Here is a 15,440-nt window from a genome sequence, read left to right as displayed (position 1 = left end):
CGGATGGATCAGGGGGCAAGGCGCTGACCCAGGCCCAGCGCATCGGCGCGGCGCAGCAGCCGCGCGGCAAAGGCGATGTCGAAGACATTGAGCCCGAAGCTCGAGAAATAGACCGAGGCGTCCCTGGCCGGGCGCCAGCCGTCCAGCAGGATCGCCGGCGCGTCGGCGGCAAGCCGGCCCTCGTCGAAGCGCCCGGCGCGGTGCATCTGGAACAGGCTTTTGGCCGAGGTGCGCGCATAGGGGCCCCAGAGATCGCAGGTCACCGCGTCGGCCCGGTCGATCGCGTCGAAGGCGACCTCGTGGAAGCCGATCTGCAGGATCAGCGCGCCCGGCACCATCGCCCCGGGGCCCAGGATCGGCTCGGGCGCCGAGGTGCAGGCAAGCGTGGCGCCGGCGGCCAGGCTCGCGGCCTCGGCGCTGTCGTGGCGATGCAGCGCAAGGCCGGGGGGCAGCGCGTCCCCGACCGGCGTGTTGCCCGATCGGTCCCACAGATGCAGCGCGCGCAGCTCCGGCAACAGTGCCAGCGCCATGCGCAGGTGCATCCGCGCCTGTGCGCCGGCCCCGAGGATCGCAAGGCTCTGCAGACCGGGCCTGAGCGCGCGCAGCACCGCGCCGGACAGGGCGGCGGTGCGCACCCGGGTCAGCATCGCGCTGTCCACCAGCCCCAGCGGCGCCCCGGTCGCAAGGTCGTTGAGCACGGTGCGCGAGGTGATCGCCTCGCCGCCCGCCGGCGCCTCGGTCCGGTGCAGCGTCCATTTCAGGCCCGAGGCGCCGAACCGCCCGCCGACCCGGGCCGGAAGCCCATAGGCCTTGGCGCGCGGGTCGGCCCCGAGCGGCAGCACGTTTTCGGCCGCCATCTCGGCCGCGCCCGAGCGCAACAGCGCGAGCGTGTCGCGGATGTCGGCCAGCGCCGCGTCCCAGTCCAGCGCACCGGCGGCGACCAGATCCGCCGGGGTGAGGTAAAGCTCGGTCATGCCATCTCCGTCAGCCAGGCCGAGACCGAGGCGATGAACCGCCCGAAGCCCTCGACGACCAGGAATTCGTCGATGCCATGGGCATTGCCGCCGCGCCCGGCGCCGCCGATCAGGAAGCTGTCGGCATGGCGGGCGAAGGCATGGCCGGGGGCCGAGCCGACGGCCCAGGGCCAGACCTGCGGCGCGCGCGACGTCGCGCCGTAGGCCGCCGTCAGGGCCCGGGCGCCGGCGCTTGCGGCGCCGAAGCGGACCCCCGGCGCGCTCTCGCCCGCCTCGACCGTGACGCCCGCAAGGCCGGGATCGGCGGCGAGGCGGTCGCGCAGCGCCGCAAGATAGGTCTCGGCCGACAGGCCCGGCGGCGTGCGCAGGTCGAACAGCGCCTCGGCCCGCGGCGGGATCACCCCGGTGTCGCCCTGCGGCGCGGTGGCAAGCGACGAGATCGTCAGCGAGGCCGTGCTCAGCACCCGGGTCAGCAGCGCCTCGGCGTCGCCATCCACGGCATAGCGGGCGGTGGTGCGAAACCGCAGCTCAGCCTCGGGATCGAAGCCCCGGGCCAGCCGCGCGACCAGCCCGCGCGCCTCGTCATCCAGCGCGATCTGCCCCAGCGCCCCGGTCAACGGCGCGCCGAAGCCCGCGAGCGCATCGACCAGCACCCGCGCCGGGTTGGCGATCCAGGGCGCGTTCGAGGAGTGGATCGCCGTCGCCGGCCCCCCCCAGTCGCCGCCCGCGACGCTGATCCGGCCCTTGGCGATGCCCGAAAACCCGAGATAGAGCCTTGGCGGCCCGCCGCCGTATTCGCACAGGCTGGGAAACAGCCCGCCCGTGCAGTGCGGCAGCGGGCAGTCGGGCGCCGCCAGATAGGTGCGCATCGCGGGCGAGCCGATCTCTTCCTCGCCGTCCAGCAGGATCTCGACATTCACGCCCAACGCGTCACGCGCGACAAGGTCGCGCAGGGCGACCAACATCCCGGCGAGCGGGCCCTTGTTGTTCTCGGCCCCGCGCGCGACGAAGACCGGGCCGATGCCCGCCATCTCGGACAGGCCGCCCTCCCAGGGATCGACGCGCCAGCCCTCGCGGCTCGCCGGCATCACGTCGTACATGTTGTAGAGGATCACGCTGTCGCGGGCGCCGCGGTCGATGCGGGCATGGATGACCGGCGCAGGCCCGGTGCCGCGGGTGACGATCGTCGCCCCCAGCGCGCGCACCAGCCAGTCCAGCAGCAGGTCGACCATCCGCGCCTGCGCGGCCGGGTCGCCGGCATGCGAGGGGATCGCGCACCAGGCCCGGGTCAGCGCCAGCGCCTCGTCCAGGCGCGCGTCGGTCACAGCCGGATCCGCGGGTTCAGCCAGGTGTAGGCGACATCGACAAGGAAGTTCGCCACCACGAAGACCAGCGCCGCGAACAGCACCACGGCCTGCACCACCGGGAAGTCGCGGTTCTGGATCGCCTCGACCGCCAGCCGGCCGATCCCGGGCCAGGCGAAGATGATCTCGGTCACCAGCGCCCCGCCCAGCAGCGAGGCGAGGTACATCCCCTGCAGCGTGATCACCGGGATCATCGCGTTCCTCAGCGCGTGGCGCACGACGATGCGCCATTCCGTCAGCCCCTTGGCACGGGCGGTGCGCACGTAGTTCTCGCCCAGCGTCTCGATCAGCGAGGCCCGCACCAGCCGGGTGATCGCCGACAGGTAATAGGCCCCGAGCGCGAGCGAGGGCATCACCAGATGCGACAGCGAGCCATAGCCGCTCGACGGCAGCCAGCGCAGGTTCAGCGAGAACAGGATGATCAGCATCAGCGCCAGCCAGAACACCGGCACCGCCTGCCCCAGCAGCGAGATCACCCGGATCGCGAAGTCGATCGGGCTGTTCTTGCGCACCGCGGCGACCGCGCCCAGCACGAAGCCCAGCAGCGAGGACCACAGAAGCGCGCTCAGCGCCAGAAGCGCGGTCGCGCCCAGCCGCTCGGTCAGCAGGTCGACCGCCGGGCGGCTGTAGCGCAGCGAGGTGCCAAGATCGCCCTGCAGCGCCTCGGACAGGAACCGGCCGTACTGCACGATGATCGGGTCGTTGAAGCCCATGGCCTCGCGGAACGCCGCGATCTCCTCGGCGGTCGAATCCGGTGCCATCATCAGCACCGCCGGGTCGCCGGTCAGGAACAGCGCGAAGAACACCAGCGCCGAGACGCCGAGCATGACGATCAGCCCCTGCACCGCACGGGACAGAAGGAAGCGCAGGCCCTTCATCACGACACCTTCGATTCAGCGCGGCGCACCAGCCAGTCGCCCAGCAGGTTGCAGCCGATGACCAGCGCGCCGATCATCAGGCCCGGGTACAGCACCAGCCAGTTCGCGATCAGGATCACCGAGCGGCCCTCGCCGATCAGGTTGCCCAGCGTCGGCATCGGCGGCTGCACGCCAAGGCCGAGAAAGCCCACCGAGGCTTCAAGGATGATCAGCCGCGGCAGGTCCAGCGTCAGCAGCACCGTCTGCGGCCCGATGATGTTGGGCAGCACGTGGCGGAAGATGATCGCCGCGTCCGACAGCCCGATCGCGCGCGAGGCGTCGATGTATTCCAGTTCCCGCACCTCGAGCGTGCGGCCGCGCGCGACCCGGGCGAAGATCGCCCAGCCGGTCAGGCCAAGCACGATCACCAGGTTCAGCATCGACGGGCCAAGCACCGAGACGAGCAGCAGGATCAGCAGGATGAACGGCACCGCCAGCTGGATGTCGACCAGCCGCATGATCACCGCGTCGACCCAGCCGCCGTAATAGCCCGCGACCATGCCGAGCGCGGTCCCGAGCACGACCGAAATCGCGGCCGAGACCAGCACGATGCCGAAGGACATCAGCGTTCCCAGCCCCAGCCGGGCGAGGAGATCCCGCCCGAGCTGATCGGTCCCGAGCGGGTGCAGGTGCCCGCCCACCGTGGTCATCGGAGGCTTGAACGTCGCGGAGATGTCGCCGCGCAGCGCGTCGAGCGGCCAGGCGAGCGGCACGAGGATGCAGAAGGCGACGGCGACCGCCAGCAGGAAGATCGCCAGCGCCGCATCCTCGTTGCCCCTGATGCGCAAGGCTCCGGTCACCGGGTCAGTCCAGCTTGATGTCGAAGACCGGGATCCGCGCATCGGCGCGGCCCTCGAATTCGACGTTCGGCGCCTTCGCCATCAGCTTGTCCTCCTGGTAGAGGGTGATCAGCGGCACCTGCTCGGCCGCCAGCTCCTGGATCTGGTGCAGTACCGTCTCGCGCGCACCGGGATCGACCGTGGCGCGGCTTTCGTCAAGCAGCTTGTCCAGCTCGGGGATCGAGGCGCCCGAATAGGGCTCGCCGGTCTTCATGATGGCATAGACCGCGGCATCGGCATCCAGCGTCTGGGTCGAGCCCCAGCCAAGCATGTAGATCGGCCCCTCGAACGGCACGGTCTGGGTGTAGACCGACCATTCCATGGTCTGCTGGTTCACCTTCAGGCCGATGTCCTCGAACTCCTGCGCGATGGTCTGGGCGACCTCGGCGTTCTTCATGTAGCGGAACGAGGACTGCATCGTGATCTCGAAGCCGTCGGGGAAGCCGGCCTCGGCCAGAAGCTTCTTCGACAGCTCGGGGTCGTAGGCCGGGACCGGCACGTCGAGATAGCCGAAATCGGCCGCGCCGACCTGCGTGCCCTTCGGCGTGGCCAGCCCGCCCAGCAGGTTCTCGGTGATCGACTTGCGGTCGATCGCGTGGTCCAGCGCTTGGCGCACCTTGGGATTGTCGAGCGGCGCCTTGTCCATCCGCAGGCCAAGATAGATCGTCAGCCCGCCGTTCTTCACCTGCACCAGCTTGGCGTCGGACGACTGCTCGACCAGCGGCACCATGTCGACCGGCACGTCCTCGATCAGGCCGACCTCACCGGTGATCAGCGCGGTGATCCGCGCCGTCGCGTCGGGGATCGGACGCCAGATCACCGTCTTCACTTCCGGCACGCCGCGCCAGTAGTCGGGACTGGCCTCCAGCGTCACGCGCTCGTCGGGGACGAAGTCGACGAACCGGTAGGCGCCGGTGCCGACCGGGTGGCTGGCGAAATACTCGGCCCCGTGCTCCTCGATGTATTTCGGCGGCACGATGTAGGTCGGGTAGCGGCTCATCCGGGTCGGCAGCAGCGGGTCGGGACCGTTGGTCTTGATCCGCACCGTCATCGGATCCACCACCTCGACCGAGGCGATGGTGCGGATGTAGGACACCGTCGGCGCCTTGTTCGCCGGGTCGAGGACGCGATCGATGCTGAACTTCACCGCGGCGGCGTCGAAGGCCTCGCCGTCATGGAATTTGACCCCCTCGCGCAGCTTGAACTCCCAGGTCGTGTCGTCGACCGCCGTCCAGTCGGTGGCAAGCCCCGGCACCAGGGTCATGTCGGCGTCGCGCATGACCAGCGTGTCGAAGATGTTGTCGACGATGGTCGCGGCTTCGCGCAGGAACCCGGGGTCGAGTGCATTGGTCGAGGCGCCGCGGGCGATGACGAGCGTGTCATCCTGTGCGAAGCTCGCCGTGGCCGGGATGGCCAGCGCGACGGCAAGAGCGAATACCGGGAGGTGCTTCATGTCGAGAGGAACCTTTGTTGGAGGGGGGATGGCCACCGCTGCCGGGGCTCTTGTTTGGATCTTCCGTAAGGATGTTCGGTAAGATATATGATATATTCTAAGGCCGCAAGATTGCTGACACCCCGCGCGGCGCTGGCAGCTACGCAGGAGAACCAGTTGAAAGAAAAGGGATTCAGTGCGGCGCCCCGGCAAAGTCTGACCGCGCATGTCGAAGGCCAGCTGCGCAATGCGCTGATCGAGGGCCGGCTGGAACCCGGGACCCGGCTGGTCACCAAGGAGATGGCGGATTCGCTCGGCATCAGCATCACCCCTGTGCGCGAGGCGCTGGTGCGCTTCGCGGCCTCGGGCGTGCTGACGGCGGAACCGGCCAGCTCGTTCCGGGTGCCGATCACGACGGCCGAGAGCTTTGCCGAGCTGTGCCAGATCCGCAAACGGGTCGAATCCCTCGCGGCAGAGACGGCGGCACTGAAGATGACGCCGGCCGAGATCGACGCGCTGGAGGCGCAGGTGCAGGCCTATATCGAGGCCAAGCACCGCGACGCGCACGAGGCGCTGGCCGAGAACAAGCTGCTGCGCTTCAACCTCTATGCCGCCGCAGACATGCCGATCCTGCTGCAGACGATCGAGACGCTGTGGCTGCGGGCCGGGCCCGGGTTCAACTATCTGTTCCCCGATCCGGGCGCGAGCCGGACCGAGCACGTGAACTACCAGGCGCTGATCGCGGCGCTGCGGGCACGCGACCCGCAGGCCGCCGGGATCGCGATCTGCCGGGCGATCGACGACGGCGCGGAACGGGTGACGCAGGCCCTGCTGCAACGCCGCGCCGGCTGACCCCGGCCGGCCCGGCCCCCGCCGCCCCCCCGGCGCGCGGGCCGATCGGCTGGCCGGCCGCACCTGCGCGCCCGGCGCGCCCCCCCCGCGACTGGACAATGTCATCCGCCGTCCCACATGGCCCGTAACCAAGGCACTGCCCCGGACAGCCGCGAGGATGCCATGACCCCAGGCCCCGACGATCTTTTCACCCGCGGCCGCGGCCAGCCGGGTGTCGTGCGGCTGGCCCTCGCGGCGCTGCTGCTCGACCTCGTGCTGATCCTGCCCAACCATCCCGACGCGATGACCTGGGCGGCGCTGAAGCTGGTGCCGCTCGAGCTGCCCGCGATCCTGTCCGTGATGCTGGTCCTGCCCGGCCGCGGGCGCATCGCCGGCCTGCTGCCCCTGGTCTTGGCGCTTGTTCTTGGCTGCGGAATGGTGCTGAAGCTGGCCGATCTGGCCACGTTCACGGCTTTCAACAGGCCGTTCAACCTGCTGGTCGACCTGCCGCTGGTCGCCGCGGGGTGGACGCTGCTCAGCGGCAACGTCGGCACCCCGGCCGCGGCCGGCGCCATCGCCGTGGCGCTGCTGGCGGTGGTGGCGGCCACCGCTGCAAGCGGCTGGGCGATGGCGCAGTGGCGCGCCCGCCGCCTGCCGCGCCGGCTGCGGCCGGTCGTCGGGTTGGTGGCGGGGATCGCGCTTGCGGTCATGGTGGTCGACATCGGCCATGTCCGCGCGGGCTGGCGCCCCGACCCGCCCGGCGCCGCCTTCACCGCGCGCCTCGCACTCGAGGAGGTCGAAAGCTGGCACCGCACCGCCGGCGACCTGGCCGAGTTCCGCGCCGCCACGCGGCTCGACCCGGTGGCCGAGGCCGCGCGCGATGGCGTGCCGCTGTTCGACCGGCTGCAGGGGCGCGACCTGATCGTGCTGTTCGTCGAAAGCTATGGCCGCACCAGCTTCGACACCGCGTTCTACCGCGACAGCCACCTGCCGGTGCTGCGGCACGCCGAGGCCGAGATCGGCGCGGCCGGGCTGTCGATGCGCTCGGGCTACCTGCGCTCGCCGATCGAGGGCGGGCAAAGCTGGCTGGCCCATGGCACCGTCGCCTCGGGCCTGCGGATCGGCGACCAGACCCGCTATGGCGCGCTGCTGCGGTCGGGCCGCGAAACGATCTGGAGCCTGGCCGGCGCGGCCGGGCTTGCCACCACGGCGGTGATGCCGGCGATCAGCTACGCCTGGCCCGAGGGCACGGCGCTTGGCTTCGGGCAGATCCTCGCGGCCGACGACATGGGCTACCGGGGCCGGCCGTTCAACTGGATCACCATGCCCGACCAGTACACGCTGTCGGTGATCGAGCGTCGGCTCGCTGCGCCCGGTCACCCGCAGACGGTGCTGCAGTCGGCGCTGATCTCGTCGCACGCGCCCTGGACGCCGGTCGCGCGGATGCGCGACTGGGCCGACGTCGGCGACGGGCGGATCTTCGACGGCGCCGACTGGCCGGACGAGACCCCGGAAAGCGTCTGGTCCGACCCGGACGACGTGCGCGCGCATTACCGCGACACCATCGCCTATTCCCTGACCGCGGTGGGCGACTTCGCGGCACGGCAGGGCGCGGCCAAGGGCGGCCGGGCGCCGCTGATCGTCGTGCTGGGCGATCACCAGCCCGCGGGCTTCGTGTCGCAGATGGACAGCCGCGACGTGCCGGTCCACGTCATCGGCCCCGCCGACCTGGTCGATGACGTGGCGGGCGACTGGGCCACCGGCCTCGTGCCCGACGCCACGGCCGCCGGGGCCGGGCTCGAGACGTTGCGCGACCGGCTGATCAGGGGCCTGTCGGCGGGCCTTCCGGCACCGCAACGACAGGCGGCGCTGCCCTAGGACAGCGCCGCGACGTTCCTGGCCGGGTCCTGCGCGCCGGGCTACCGCTGCGGGTCGAGCCGGGCGTAGACATCGCCCGAGCCGTCGGCCTCGGTCAGGGCGGCGATCTGCCGGCGCATCGTCCCGGCATCGACCCAGTCGCCGGCGTCGAAGCGGTGGCTTTCGCCGCGCACAAGGTTGAAGCGATAGCGCCCCAGCTCCTCCAGCCGGTCGACACAGGCCCGCGCCACGCCGCGCGCCGCCGGCAGCACCTCGAACGCGATCCAGGGCAGGGGCTGCGACAGCCCGGCGAGGATCTCGGCCTCGGCGCCCTCGACGTCGATCTTGCAAAAGCCCGGCCGGCCATGCGCGGCGATCAGCGCGTCGAGCGTGGTCATCGGCACCGTGATCTCCTGATCCCAGCGCACGCCGCGAAAGCCCTCGGTCGCGCCGACCTCGGCGATCCACTCGCCGCGGGTGGTGGTGACGGTCGGGTGGCGGCGCGAGACATGCAGCGTGATCTCGCCGGGGGCGCGGCCGACGGCCTTGCGCACGAGGCGCACGCGCGGACCCTCGAGCGTGCGGGCGATGACCTCGGCGCAGCGGGGCTGCGGCTCGACCGCGACGACCTGCGCGCCCAGGGCGGCCAGCGTGCGGCTGCGGCTGCCGACATGGGCGCCGATGTCGAACACCAGATCGCCGGGGCGCACGATCCCGGCATAGAACCGGCGCAGCGCGCGACGGCGCCAAGGCTGGCCGTAGTAGATGACCAGCGACCGGGCAAGCCCAAGGGTGGCGGCAAGATCAGCCATCGCGCGACACGTCCGGCGGGGCGAGGAAGGCGACCGGCCGGACCATCAGCCAGCGGATGTCGACGGCGAAAGACCAGGCCAGCGCGGCGAGCGTCAGCGCGGCAAGCGGCGCGGACAGCGCGGGCGGCACCGGCGGCAGCGCCACCAGGCACAGCCCCGCGATCTGCGCCACGCAGACGATCTTGCGCCGCAGCGACGGCGGCAGCCGCGCGCCAAGCCGCGGGACCACCCATTGCGCGCCGACGAAGGCATAGCGCATCGCGCCGATCGCCACGACCCAGGGCCCCGCCTTGTCCAGCTGCCAGGCGGCAAGCGACAGCAGCAGGATCAGCGCGGCATCGACCTCCATGTCGAAGCGCGCGCCGTAGTCCGACGCCAGCCCCGAGCGCCGCGCGAGCCAGCCGTCGACGCCGTCGAGCGCCAGCGCCGCACCGGCCAGGCCCAGCACCGCCCAGACCTCGGCCCCGCCCGCGCCCGGGACGAACTGCCCCGAGGCCAGAACCATCGCGCCGGCGAAGGCGGTCATGCCCGCGCGCAGCACGGTCACGGCGTTGGCGGGTCCGAAGCGGTGGAACGGGTGCTGCGGCAGGCCGCGCAGGATGATCGCCGCGGCGCCGGCGAACAGGATCGCCGCGGTCCAGGCCAGCCGGGGCTCTGCCCCCGTCAGCCGCATCACCCACAGGCTCGCGCCGATCGTCAGCACGCCGGTCAGCGCCAGCGCGGCCAGCGCGCCCGGCACCGCCGCGCCGCGCGCGCCGCGGGGCGGCACCAGCCCCGGATCGGTGGACAGAAGCGCCATCTCAGCGCCCCGCGACGAAGGCCGACGACAGCCCGGGCAGGCAGTCGAGCATGTGGCCTGCCCGCGCCGACTTGGTGCGCAGGTACTCGGCATTCTCGGCCGTGATCCGCCCGGTCACCGCCGTGCGCCCCGCCACCGTCAGCCCCGACCCGGCCAGCGCGGCGATCTTGGTGGGGTTGTTTGTGTGCAGATCGACCGTCGCGATCCCCAGCAGCCTCAGCATCGCCACCGCCGCCTCGTAGCGCCGGTGATCGGGACCAAAGCCCAGCTCGGCATCCGCGTCGATCGTGTCGTGGCCCGCGTGCTGATAGCCATAGGCGCGCATCTTGGCGCCGATCCCGGTGCCGCGCCCCTCCTGGTCGAGGTACAGCAGCACGCCGCCCCCGGCCGCGGCCAGCGCCTTCAGCCCGCCGCGCAGCTGGTCGCCGCAATCGCATTTCAGCGACCCCGACAGGTCGCCGGTCAGGCACGAGGAATGGATGCGCACCGGCACCGGCCCGGACAGGTCGGGCGTGCCGACGACGATCGCCACCTGGTCCTTCTGCGACACGCCGCCCCGGAACACCACGAAGTCGCACATCCCCAGGTCGCGCAGCGGCACCGGGGTGCGCACCACGATCTCGAAGCGCTGCCGCTCGGCCGCCATCGCCGCAAGGTCGGCGCCGTCGATCTCGAGACAGCCGGCGAAGGCGGCGGGCCCGCGCGGCAGCTCGGTGCAGACCATCGCCGGCAGCAGCAGGCCAAGGTTCGCAAGCTCGGCCGCGGCGGTGGCGGCCGCCGGCGCCGGGCGCCAGTCCGCGGGCAGGCTCTCGCCCGGCAGATAGGCCAGCCGGCTTGCCGCGTCGAAGTCGCGCCCCGCCATCGGCACCGCCGCGCCGCCCTCGGCCCGGGCGCCGAGCCGGCGCATCCGCTCTGCGGTCAGGAACAGCCAGTGCCGGCCGGCCGAGGCGGCCGCCATCTGCGCCAGCTGGCGCGGCGACGCCGCGTCAAGCGCCATCACCGCCAGCGTCCCGGCATCGTCGTGCAGGATCACCGGGCGGCCGTGGCGCAGTTCGGACACGGCGCGTTCGCACCGCGTGGCCGGCGTCAGGAACATCCCGGCAAGCGCGGCGCCGCGATCGGCATCGGGGCGATGAAACAGGTCGTGTACCGTCATGTCGGCGCTCCTCAAACAGACGAAGTAGCTCCCCGGAACCCTGGCGCCAGTCGGCGCGCGACGAGGGCGGATCTGTGGGCGATCCACTCTCCCCGGCGGGGATGAGATGCAGGCTGCTACGCGGCAGGTCCGGCGGCGGTTCACTTCGACAGTGCGGAATTCGCCGGGAAAGTCCTTGCAACGCAATGTGATGGCGCAGCACGCGCAAAGTAGCGCCCCCACCCTTGCCGCAACGTCAGCCCGGGCTATCTGCCCCGCCGCATCGAACGCCGAGGTTGCCCGTGACCCCATCCCGCCCGACCGAGGCCCGCGCCCTGTGGATCACCGCGCCGCGCCGCGTCGCGCTGCGCACCGAGCCGCTGCGCCCCGCCGCGAACAGCCTGCATCTGCGGGCGCTGTGGTCGGGGATCAGCCGCGGCACCGAGTCGCTCGTCTTCAACGACCGTGTCCCGCCCGAGGAGCACGCGGGCATGGCCGGGCCGAACCAGGGCGGCCGGCTGCCATACCCGGTCAAATACGGCTACGCGCTGGTCGCGCAGGTCGAAAGCCCCGGGCCGCTGCAGGGCGAAACCGTCTTCTGCCTGCATCCGCACCAGGACCGCACCGCCCTGCCCCCCGACGCGGTGATCCCGCTGCCGGCCGGGCTGCCGCCGGCCCGCGCCGTGCTGGCCGCGAACATGGAGACGGCGCTGAACATCACCTGGGACGCCGGGATCGCGCCCGGCGACCGGGTGACCGTCGCCGGCGCCGGCGTGGTCGGCGCGCTGGTCGCGCATCTCGCCGCGCGAATCCCGGGCACGGAGGTCACGCTGACCGACATCGCGCCGGGCCGCGCCACGCTCGCCGCAGCGCTCGGCGCGGGGTTCGCGCTGGCGGGCGCGGCGCCCGGGAATGCCGATGTCGCCATCAACGCCTCGGCCTCGGGCGAGGCGCTGGCGGCGCTGATCGCCGGCGCCGGGCCCGAGGCGCGGATCGTCGAGGCCAGCTGGTACGGCGCGCGCAGCGTGACGCTGCCGCTGGGCGGCGCCTTCCACGCCGGGCGGCTGCAGATCGTCAGCTCGCAGGTCGGCCGCATCCCGCCCGCCCGCGCGCCCCGCTGGGACTTTCGCCGCCGCCTGACCAAGGCGCTGGCGCTGCTGGCCGACGACCGCTTGGATGCGCTGATCTCGGGCGAGAGCGATTTCGATGATCTGCCCGCGGATTACGCCCGTATCCTCGATGACCCCGCCACGCTGTGCCACCGCGTCCGCTACTGACGTGCGGGCCGGCGCGGCCCTGACCTGCCATGACCCGCCCGGAAGGAATCCGCATGTTCGCCGTCGAAGTCCGTGACCACATGATGATCGCCCACTCGCTGCCCCGCCCGGTCTTCGGCCCCGCGCAGGGGATGCATGGCGCCACCTTCGTCGTCGACGCAGCCTTCATGACGGAGGATCTCGACGACGACGGTCTCGCGGTCGACATCGGACTGGCGCGCGGCGCGCTGGCCGAGGCGCTGGCGCCGCTGAACTATCGCAATCTCGACGAGGTCGAGATCTTCGCGGGCAAGGTCACCACCACCGAATTCCTCGCCCATCACCTGTTCGGCGTGCTGAAGGCGAAGGTCGCCGCGGGCGGCTTCGGTCCGGGCAGCGACCGGATCCGGCGGATCAAGGTGACGCTGCACGAATCCCACGACGCGCGCGGCTGGTACGAAGGCGCGCTGTGACCGCGCCCCGCCATCTCGTCTTCGCCTATCCCGGCGACCTGACGCTGCCGACGGGCGGCTATGCCTATGACCGCCGGCTGGTCGCGGGCCTGCGCGCGCTGGGCTGGACGGTCGACCTGCTGCCGCTCGGCCCCGGCTTTCCGCTGCCCGCGCCCGAGGTGCGCGCGCGGGCCGAGGCGCTGCTGTCGGCCCTGCCCGCAGGCACGCGGGTGATGATCGACGGCCTCGCCTTCGGCGTCCTCGACGACTGGGCCACGCGCGAGGCCGGGCGCCTGGCCATCCTCGCGCTCGTGCACCATCCGCTGGCGCTCGAGGGCGGGCTGCCGCCCGGGACCGAGGCCGCGCTGCGGTGCAGCGAGAGCCGCGCGCTGGCGGCTGCCCGGGCGATCGTCGTGACCTCGTCCCGGACCGGCCGCGACCTGTCGGCGGGCTTCGGCATCGCGCCCGCGTCGATCACCGTCGCCCTGCCCGGCACCGACCCGGCGCCCGCCGCCGACGCGGGCGCCGAGCCGCCGCTGATCCTGTCGGTCGGAACGCTGATCCGGCGCAAGGGCCACGACGTCCTGATCGCGGCGCTGGCCCGGATCGCGGCGCTGGACTGGCAGGCGCGCATCGTCGGCTCGACGTCGCTCGAACCCGCGACGGCGCAGGCCTTGGCCGCGCAGATCGCGGCGCATGGCCTTCAGGACCGCGTCCGGCTTGTCGGCACGGTGCCCGACACCCGGGCCGAGATGGCCGCGGCGCAGGTCTTCGCCCTCGCCAGCCGCCACGAGGGCTATGGCATGGTCTTCGCCGAGGCGCTGTCGCAGGGCCTGCCGATCGTCGCCTGCGCGACGGGCGCGGTGCCCGAGGTGGTGCCGGAGGAAGCCGGGGCGCTGGTGCCCCCCGACGATCCCGCCGCGCTGGCCGAGGCGCTGGCCGCGCTGGTCGGGCAGCGGGCGCAGCGCCTGCGCTGCGCGGCCGCAGCGGCCCGGGCCGGCGCCCGGCTGCCGCGCTGGCACGACACGGCCGCGCGCGTGGCCGCCGCGATCGAGACCACCGCCCCCCACCGGATGAGGAGACCGGCATGAGCCTTGACGACGCGCCCGCCCCCGCCGCCGAATTCCACGCCGACTGGCTGGCCCTGCGCGAACCCGCCGATCTCGCGGCGCGCGATCCGGGCCTGCGGGCGCAGTTCCAGCAGGCGGTCGCCGCCTGCCCCGGGGCCGAGATCCTCGACCTGGGCTGCGGCACCGGGTCGACCTTCCGCGCGCTTGCGCCCGGGTTGCCGGAGACAACCCGCTGGCGGCTGGCCGATCACGACCCGCGGCTTCTGGCCGCCGCCGCCGCGCGGATGCCGCTGACCGCCGAGGTGGTGGTCGAGCGGCTCGATCTCAGCGACCTCGACATGCTTGTCACCGGGCCCGCGACTGTCGTCACCGCCTCGGCGCTGTTCGACCTGTGCTCGCAGCCCTTCGTCGCCGCGATGATGGCGCGGCTGGCGGCGGCCGGCGCGCCCGCGCTGTATGCGGCGCTGAACTACGACGGACGGATGGACTGGTCGCTGCCGCACCCGCTGGACGCCGAGGTGACGGCGGCCTTCAACCATCACCAGCGCGGCGACAAGGGCTTCGGCCCGGCGATGGGCGCGGAGTCCGGCGCGGGACTGGCGCAGGCGGCCGAGGCGGCAGGCTTCCGTGTCACGCGGGCCGACAGCCCGTGGCGCCTCGGGCCCGACCAGGCGCCGCTGCAGCTGGAGCTGCTTGCGGGGATCGCCCGGGCCGCGCGCGAGACCGGGCGGCTGGAGGACGGGGCGCTCGATGACTGGCTGGACATGCGCCGGGCGGCGGTGGCCCGCACCGGCTGCCGCGCCGTCATCGGCCATACCGACGTGCTCGCGCTGCGGGGCTGAGCGCCCTCACGCCGCGATCACGCCTCTGGCCGGTGCTCGTCCGACCGCGTGCGCCGGGTCGCGGCGGCGGCCGGCGTCGCCTCGGCCAGCCGGCAGTCGAACAGCATGTCGCTGCCCAGATCGTAGGTCGAGATCTCGGGCCGGTGCGCCTGCGCCAGCCGCTCGACCGGCGCAAGGCTGAGGCCCGTCGGCCCGGAGCCGATGATCAGCGGCGCCACCGCGACATGCAGGTGCTGCAGCAGCCGTGCCTCGAGGAACCGCGCGATGGTGCGCGCGCCGCCCTCGACCAGCACAGACGTCAGGCCCCGCGCGGCCAGCGCCGACAGGATCGCCGCCGGGCACAGGCCCGCGGGCCCGCGTGGCAGGCGGATCTCGTCCGTGCCGCGGGCATGCGAGGCGGGCGCATCCGCGGCCCGGATCAGCAGCACCGGCGTGCCGTCGTCGCGCAGCATCTGCGCCCCGGCGGGCATGGTCGCGTTGCAGTCGACCACCACCCGCACCGGGCTGCGGCCCGGCACCGCGCGCACCGACAGGCTGGGGTCGTCGGCGATCACCGTGCCGACACCGACGATCACGGCGTCGCACATCGCGCGCATCCGGTGCAGGTGGCCGATACCGTCCGCCCCCGAGATGTCGCGCGCATCGCCCGCAGGCGTCGCCACCCGCCCGTCCAGCGACTGCCCGACCTGCGCCACGGCGACCCGCTCGGCCCCGTGCGCGACCAGTGGCGCGTAAAGCTGCCAGCCGGCCTCGGCCCGAAGCCGCGCCGCCGGCAGCGTCCCGGTCTCGCGATAGCGCAGGAGCGCGGACCACAGCGTCTCGGACATCACCATCTGCCGCATCGCGCGCTCCCATCGCCG

General features: G+C 72.8%; 15 protein-coding genes. 6 read left to right on the top strand and 9 right to left on the bottom strand.

The window, feature by feature from the left end; genetic code table 11:
- Nucleotides 1-8 precede the first annotated feature (8 nt).
- From V8J39_RS16340 to V8J39_RS16320, 5 genes are read right to left on the bottom strand one after another with little or no spacing between them, the layout of a single operon-like run.
- The gene (locus V8J39_RS16340; RefSeq protein WP_336462010.1) at nucleotides 9-974 is read right to left on the bottom strand and encodes a hypothetical protein; all 966 of its coding nucleotides are present in this window, start codon (nucleotides 972-974) and stop codon (nucleotides 9-11) included.
- Nucleotides 971-2,299, bottom strand: a complete 1,329-nt coding sequence (locus tag V8J39_RS16335; RefSeq protein WP_336462009.1) for a M20 family metallopeptidase — start codon at nucleotides 2,297-2,299, stop codon at nucleotides 971-973. The genes V8J39_RS16340 and V8J39_RS16335 overlap by 4 nt, the downstream gene beginning before the upstream one ends.
- Nucleotides 2,296-3,216, bottom strand: a complete 921-nt coding sequence (locus V8J39_RS16330; RefSeq protein WP_336462008.1) for an ABC transporter permease — start codon at nucleotides 3,214-3,216, stop codon at nucleotides 2,296-2,298. Before V8J39_RS16330 ends, V8J39_RS16335 begins: the two co-directional genes overlap by 4 nt.
- Nucleotides 3,216-4,055 carry an ABC transporter permease gene (locus tag V8J39_RS16325; RefSeq protein ID WP_336462007.1) on the bottom strand — a complete coding sequence of 280 codons (840 nt, stop codon included), beginning with the start codon at nucleotides 4,053-4,055 and terminating at the stop codon, nucleotides 3,216-3,218. The genes V8J39_RS16330 and V8J39_RS16325 overlap by 1 nt, the downstream gene beginning before the upstream one ends.
- Nucleotides 4,056-4,059: 4 nt before the next feature.
- Nucleotides 4,060-5,547, bottom strand: a complete 1,488-nt coding sequence (locus V8J39_RS16320) for an ABC transporter substrate-binding protein (RefSeq protein WP_336462006.1) — start codon at nucleotides 5,545-5,547, stop codon at nucleotides 4,060-4,062.
- A gap of 156 nt (nucleotides 5,548-5,703) precedes the next feature.
- Between V8J39_RS16320 and V8J39_RS16315 the strand changes: the two genes are divergently transcribed.
- Both V8J39_RS16315 and V8J39_RS16310 read left to right on the top strand, forming a co-directional pair.
- Entirely contained in the window at nucleotides 5,704-6,378 is a 675-nt protein-coding gene (locus tag V8J39_RS16315) for an FCD domain-containing protein (protein WP_336462005.1), read from the top strand.
- 162 nt (nucleotides 6,379-6,540) lie between these two features.
- Complete coding sequence (locus V8J39_RS16310; RefSeq protein ID WP_336462004.1) at nucleotides 6,541-8,235, top strand: sulfatase; 1,695 nt, start codon at nucleotides 6,541-6,543, stop codon at nucleotides 8,233-8,235.
- Between the two features lie 41 nt (nucleotides 8,236-8,276).
- Here V8J39_RS16310 and V8J39_RS16305 read toward each other — a convergent pair whose 3' ends face one another.
- From V8J39_RS16305 to ribA, 3 genes are read right to left on the bottom strand one after another with little or no spacing between them, the layout of a single operon-like run.
- The gene (locus V8J39_RS16305; protein WP_336462003.1) at nucleotides 8,277-9,026 is read right to left on the bottom strand and encodes an FkbM family methyltransferase; all 750 of its coding nucleotides are present in this window, start codon (nucleotides 9,024-9,026) and stop codon (nucleotides 8,277-8,279) included.
- A complete protein-coding gene (locus V8J39_RS16300) occupies nucleotides 9,019-9,825 on the bottom strand; it encodes a CDP-alcohol phosphatidyltransferase family protein (RefSeq protein ID WP_336462002.1) in 807 nt (268 codons plus the stop codon). The genes V8J39_RS16305 and V8J39_RS16300 overlap by 8 nt, the downstream gene beginning before the upstream one ends.
- Nucleotide 9,826: 1 nt before the next feature.
- Nucleotides 9,827-10,981: a GTP cyclohydrolase II RibA gene (gene ribA / locus V8J39_RS16295; RefSeq protein WP_336462001.1), complete on the bottom strand. Its 1,155-nt coding sequence runs from the start codon at nucleotides 10,979-10,981 to the stop codon at nucleotides 9,827-9,829.
- Nucleotides 10,982-11,262: 281 nt separating this feature from the next.
- Here ribA and V8J39_RS16290 point away from each other — a divergent pair, with 281 nt between their 5' ends.
- Genes V8J39_RS16290 through V8J39_RS16275 form a run of 4 tightly spaced genes read left to right on the top strand, consistent with a single transcriptional unit; the run spans nucleotide 11,263 to nucleotide 14,580 of the window.
- Nucleotides 11,263-12,237 carry a zinc-dependent alcohol dehydrogenase gene (locus V8J39_RS16290; RefSeq protein ID WP_336462000.1) on the top strand — a complete coding sequence of 325 codons (975 nt, stop codon included), beginning with the start codon at nucleotides 11,263-11,265 and terminating at the stop codon, nucleotides 12,235-12,237.
- Nucleotides 12,238-12,290: 53 nt separating this feature from the next.
- Nucleotides 12,291-12,689: a 6-pyruvoyl trahydropterin synthase family protein gene (locus tag V8J39_RS16285; protein ID WP_336461999.1), complete on the top strand. Its 399-nt coding sequence runs from the start codon at nucleotides 12,291-12,293 to the stop codon at nucleotides 12,687-12,689.
- A complete protein-coding gene (locus V8J39_RS16280; protein WP_336461998.1) occupies nucleotides 12,686-13,759 on the top strand; it encodes a glycosyltransferase family 4 protein in 1,074 nt (357 codons plus the stop codon). Before V8J39_RS16285 ends, V8J39_RS16280 begins: the two co-directional genes overlap by 4 nt.
- Entirely contained in the window at nucleotides 13,756-14,580 is an 825-nt protein-coding gene (locus V8J39_RS16275; RefSeq protein WP_336461997.1) for a methyltransferase domain-containing protein, read from the top strand. Before V8J39_RS16280 ends, V8J39_RS16275 begins: the two co-directional genes overlap by 4 nt.
- Before the next feature lie 17 nt (nucleotides 14,581-14,597).
- On the opposite strand, the gene V8J39_RS16270 is transcribed toward V8J39_RS16275, so the two are convergent.
- The gene (locus tag V8J39_RS16270) at nucleotides 14,598-15,422 is read right to left on the bottom strand and encodes a RibD family protein (RefSeq protein ID WP_336461996.1); all 825 of its coding nucleotides are present in this window, start codon (nucleotides 15,420-15,422) and stop codon (nucleotides 14,598-14,600) included.
- Between the last annotated feature and the right edge of the window lie 18 nt (nucleotides 15,423-15,440).

This window comes from Frigidibacter sp. MR17.24, assembly GCF_037095655.1.
Lineage (GTDB): Bacteria > Pseudomonadota > Alphaproteobacteria > Rhodobacterales > Rhodobacteraceae > Frigidibacter.
This window is presented reverse-complemented; position numbering and strand designations above follow the sequence as displayed.

What these genes read in the sequence shown, in the direction of transcription:
- V8J39_RS16340 (WP_336462010.1), bottom strand. Translation starts at nt 974, where the DNA reads ATGACCGAGCTTTACCTCACCCCGGCGGATCTGGTCGCCGCCGGTGCG.
- V8J39_RS16330 (WP_336462008.1), bottom strand. Translation starts at nt 3,216, where the DNA reads ATGAAGGGCCTGCGCTTCCTTCTGTCCCGTGCGGTGCAGGGGCTGATC.
- V8J39_RS16320 (WP_336462006.1), bottom strand. Translation starts at nt 5,547, where the DNA reads ATGAAGCACCTCCCGGTATTCGCTCTTGCCGTCGCGCTGGCCATCCCG.
- V8J39_RS16310 (WP_336462004.1), top strand. Translation starts at nt 6,541, where the DNA reads ATGACCCCAGGCCCCGACGATCTTTTCACCCGCGGCCGCGGCCAGCCG.
- V8J39_RS16305 (WP_336462003.1), bottom strand. Translation starts at nt 9,026, where the DNA reads ATGGCTGATCTTGCCGCCACCCTTGGGCTTGCCCGGTCGCTGGTCATC.
- V8J39_RS16300 (WP_336462002.1), bottom strand. Translation starts at nt 9,825, where the DNA reads ATGGCGCTTCTGTCCACCGATCCGGGGCTGGTGCCGCCCCGCGGCGCG.
- ribA (WP_336462001.1), bottom strand. Translation starts at nt 10,981, where the DNA reads ATGACGGTACACGACCTGTTTCATCGCCCCGATGCCGATCGCGGCGCC.
- V8J39_RS16285 (WP_336461999.1), top strand. Translation starts at nt 12,291, where the DNA reads ATGTTCGCCGTCGAAGTCCGTGACCACATGATGATCGCCCACTCGCTG.
- V8J39_RS16275 (WP_336461997.1), top strand. Translation starts at nt 13,756, where the DNA reads ATGAGCCTTGACGACGCGCCCGCCCCCGCCGCCGAATTCCACGCCGAC.
- V8J39_RS16270 (WP_336461996.1), bottom strand. Translation starts at nt 15,422, where the DNA reads ATGCGGCAGATGGTGATGTCCGAGACGCTGTGGTCCGCGCTCCTGCGC.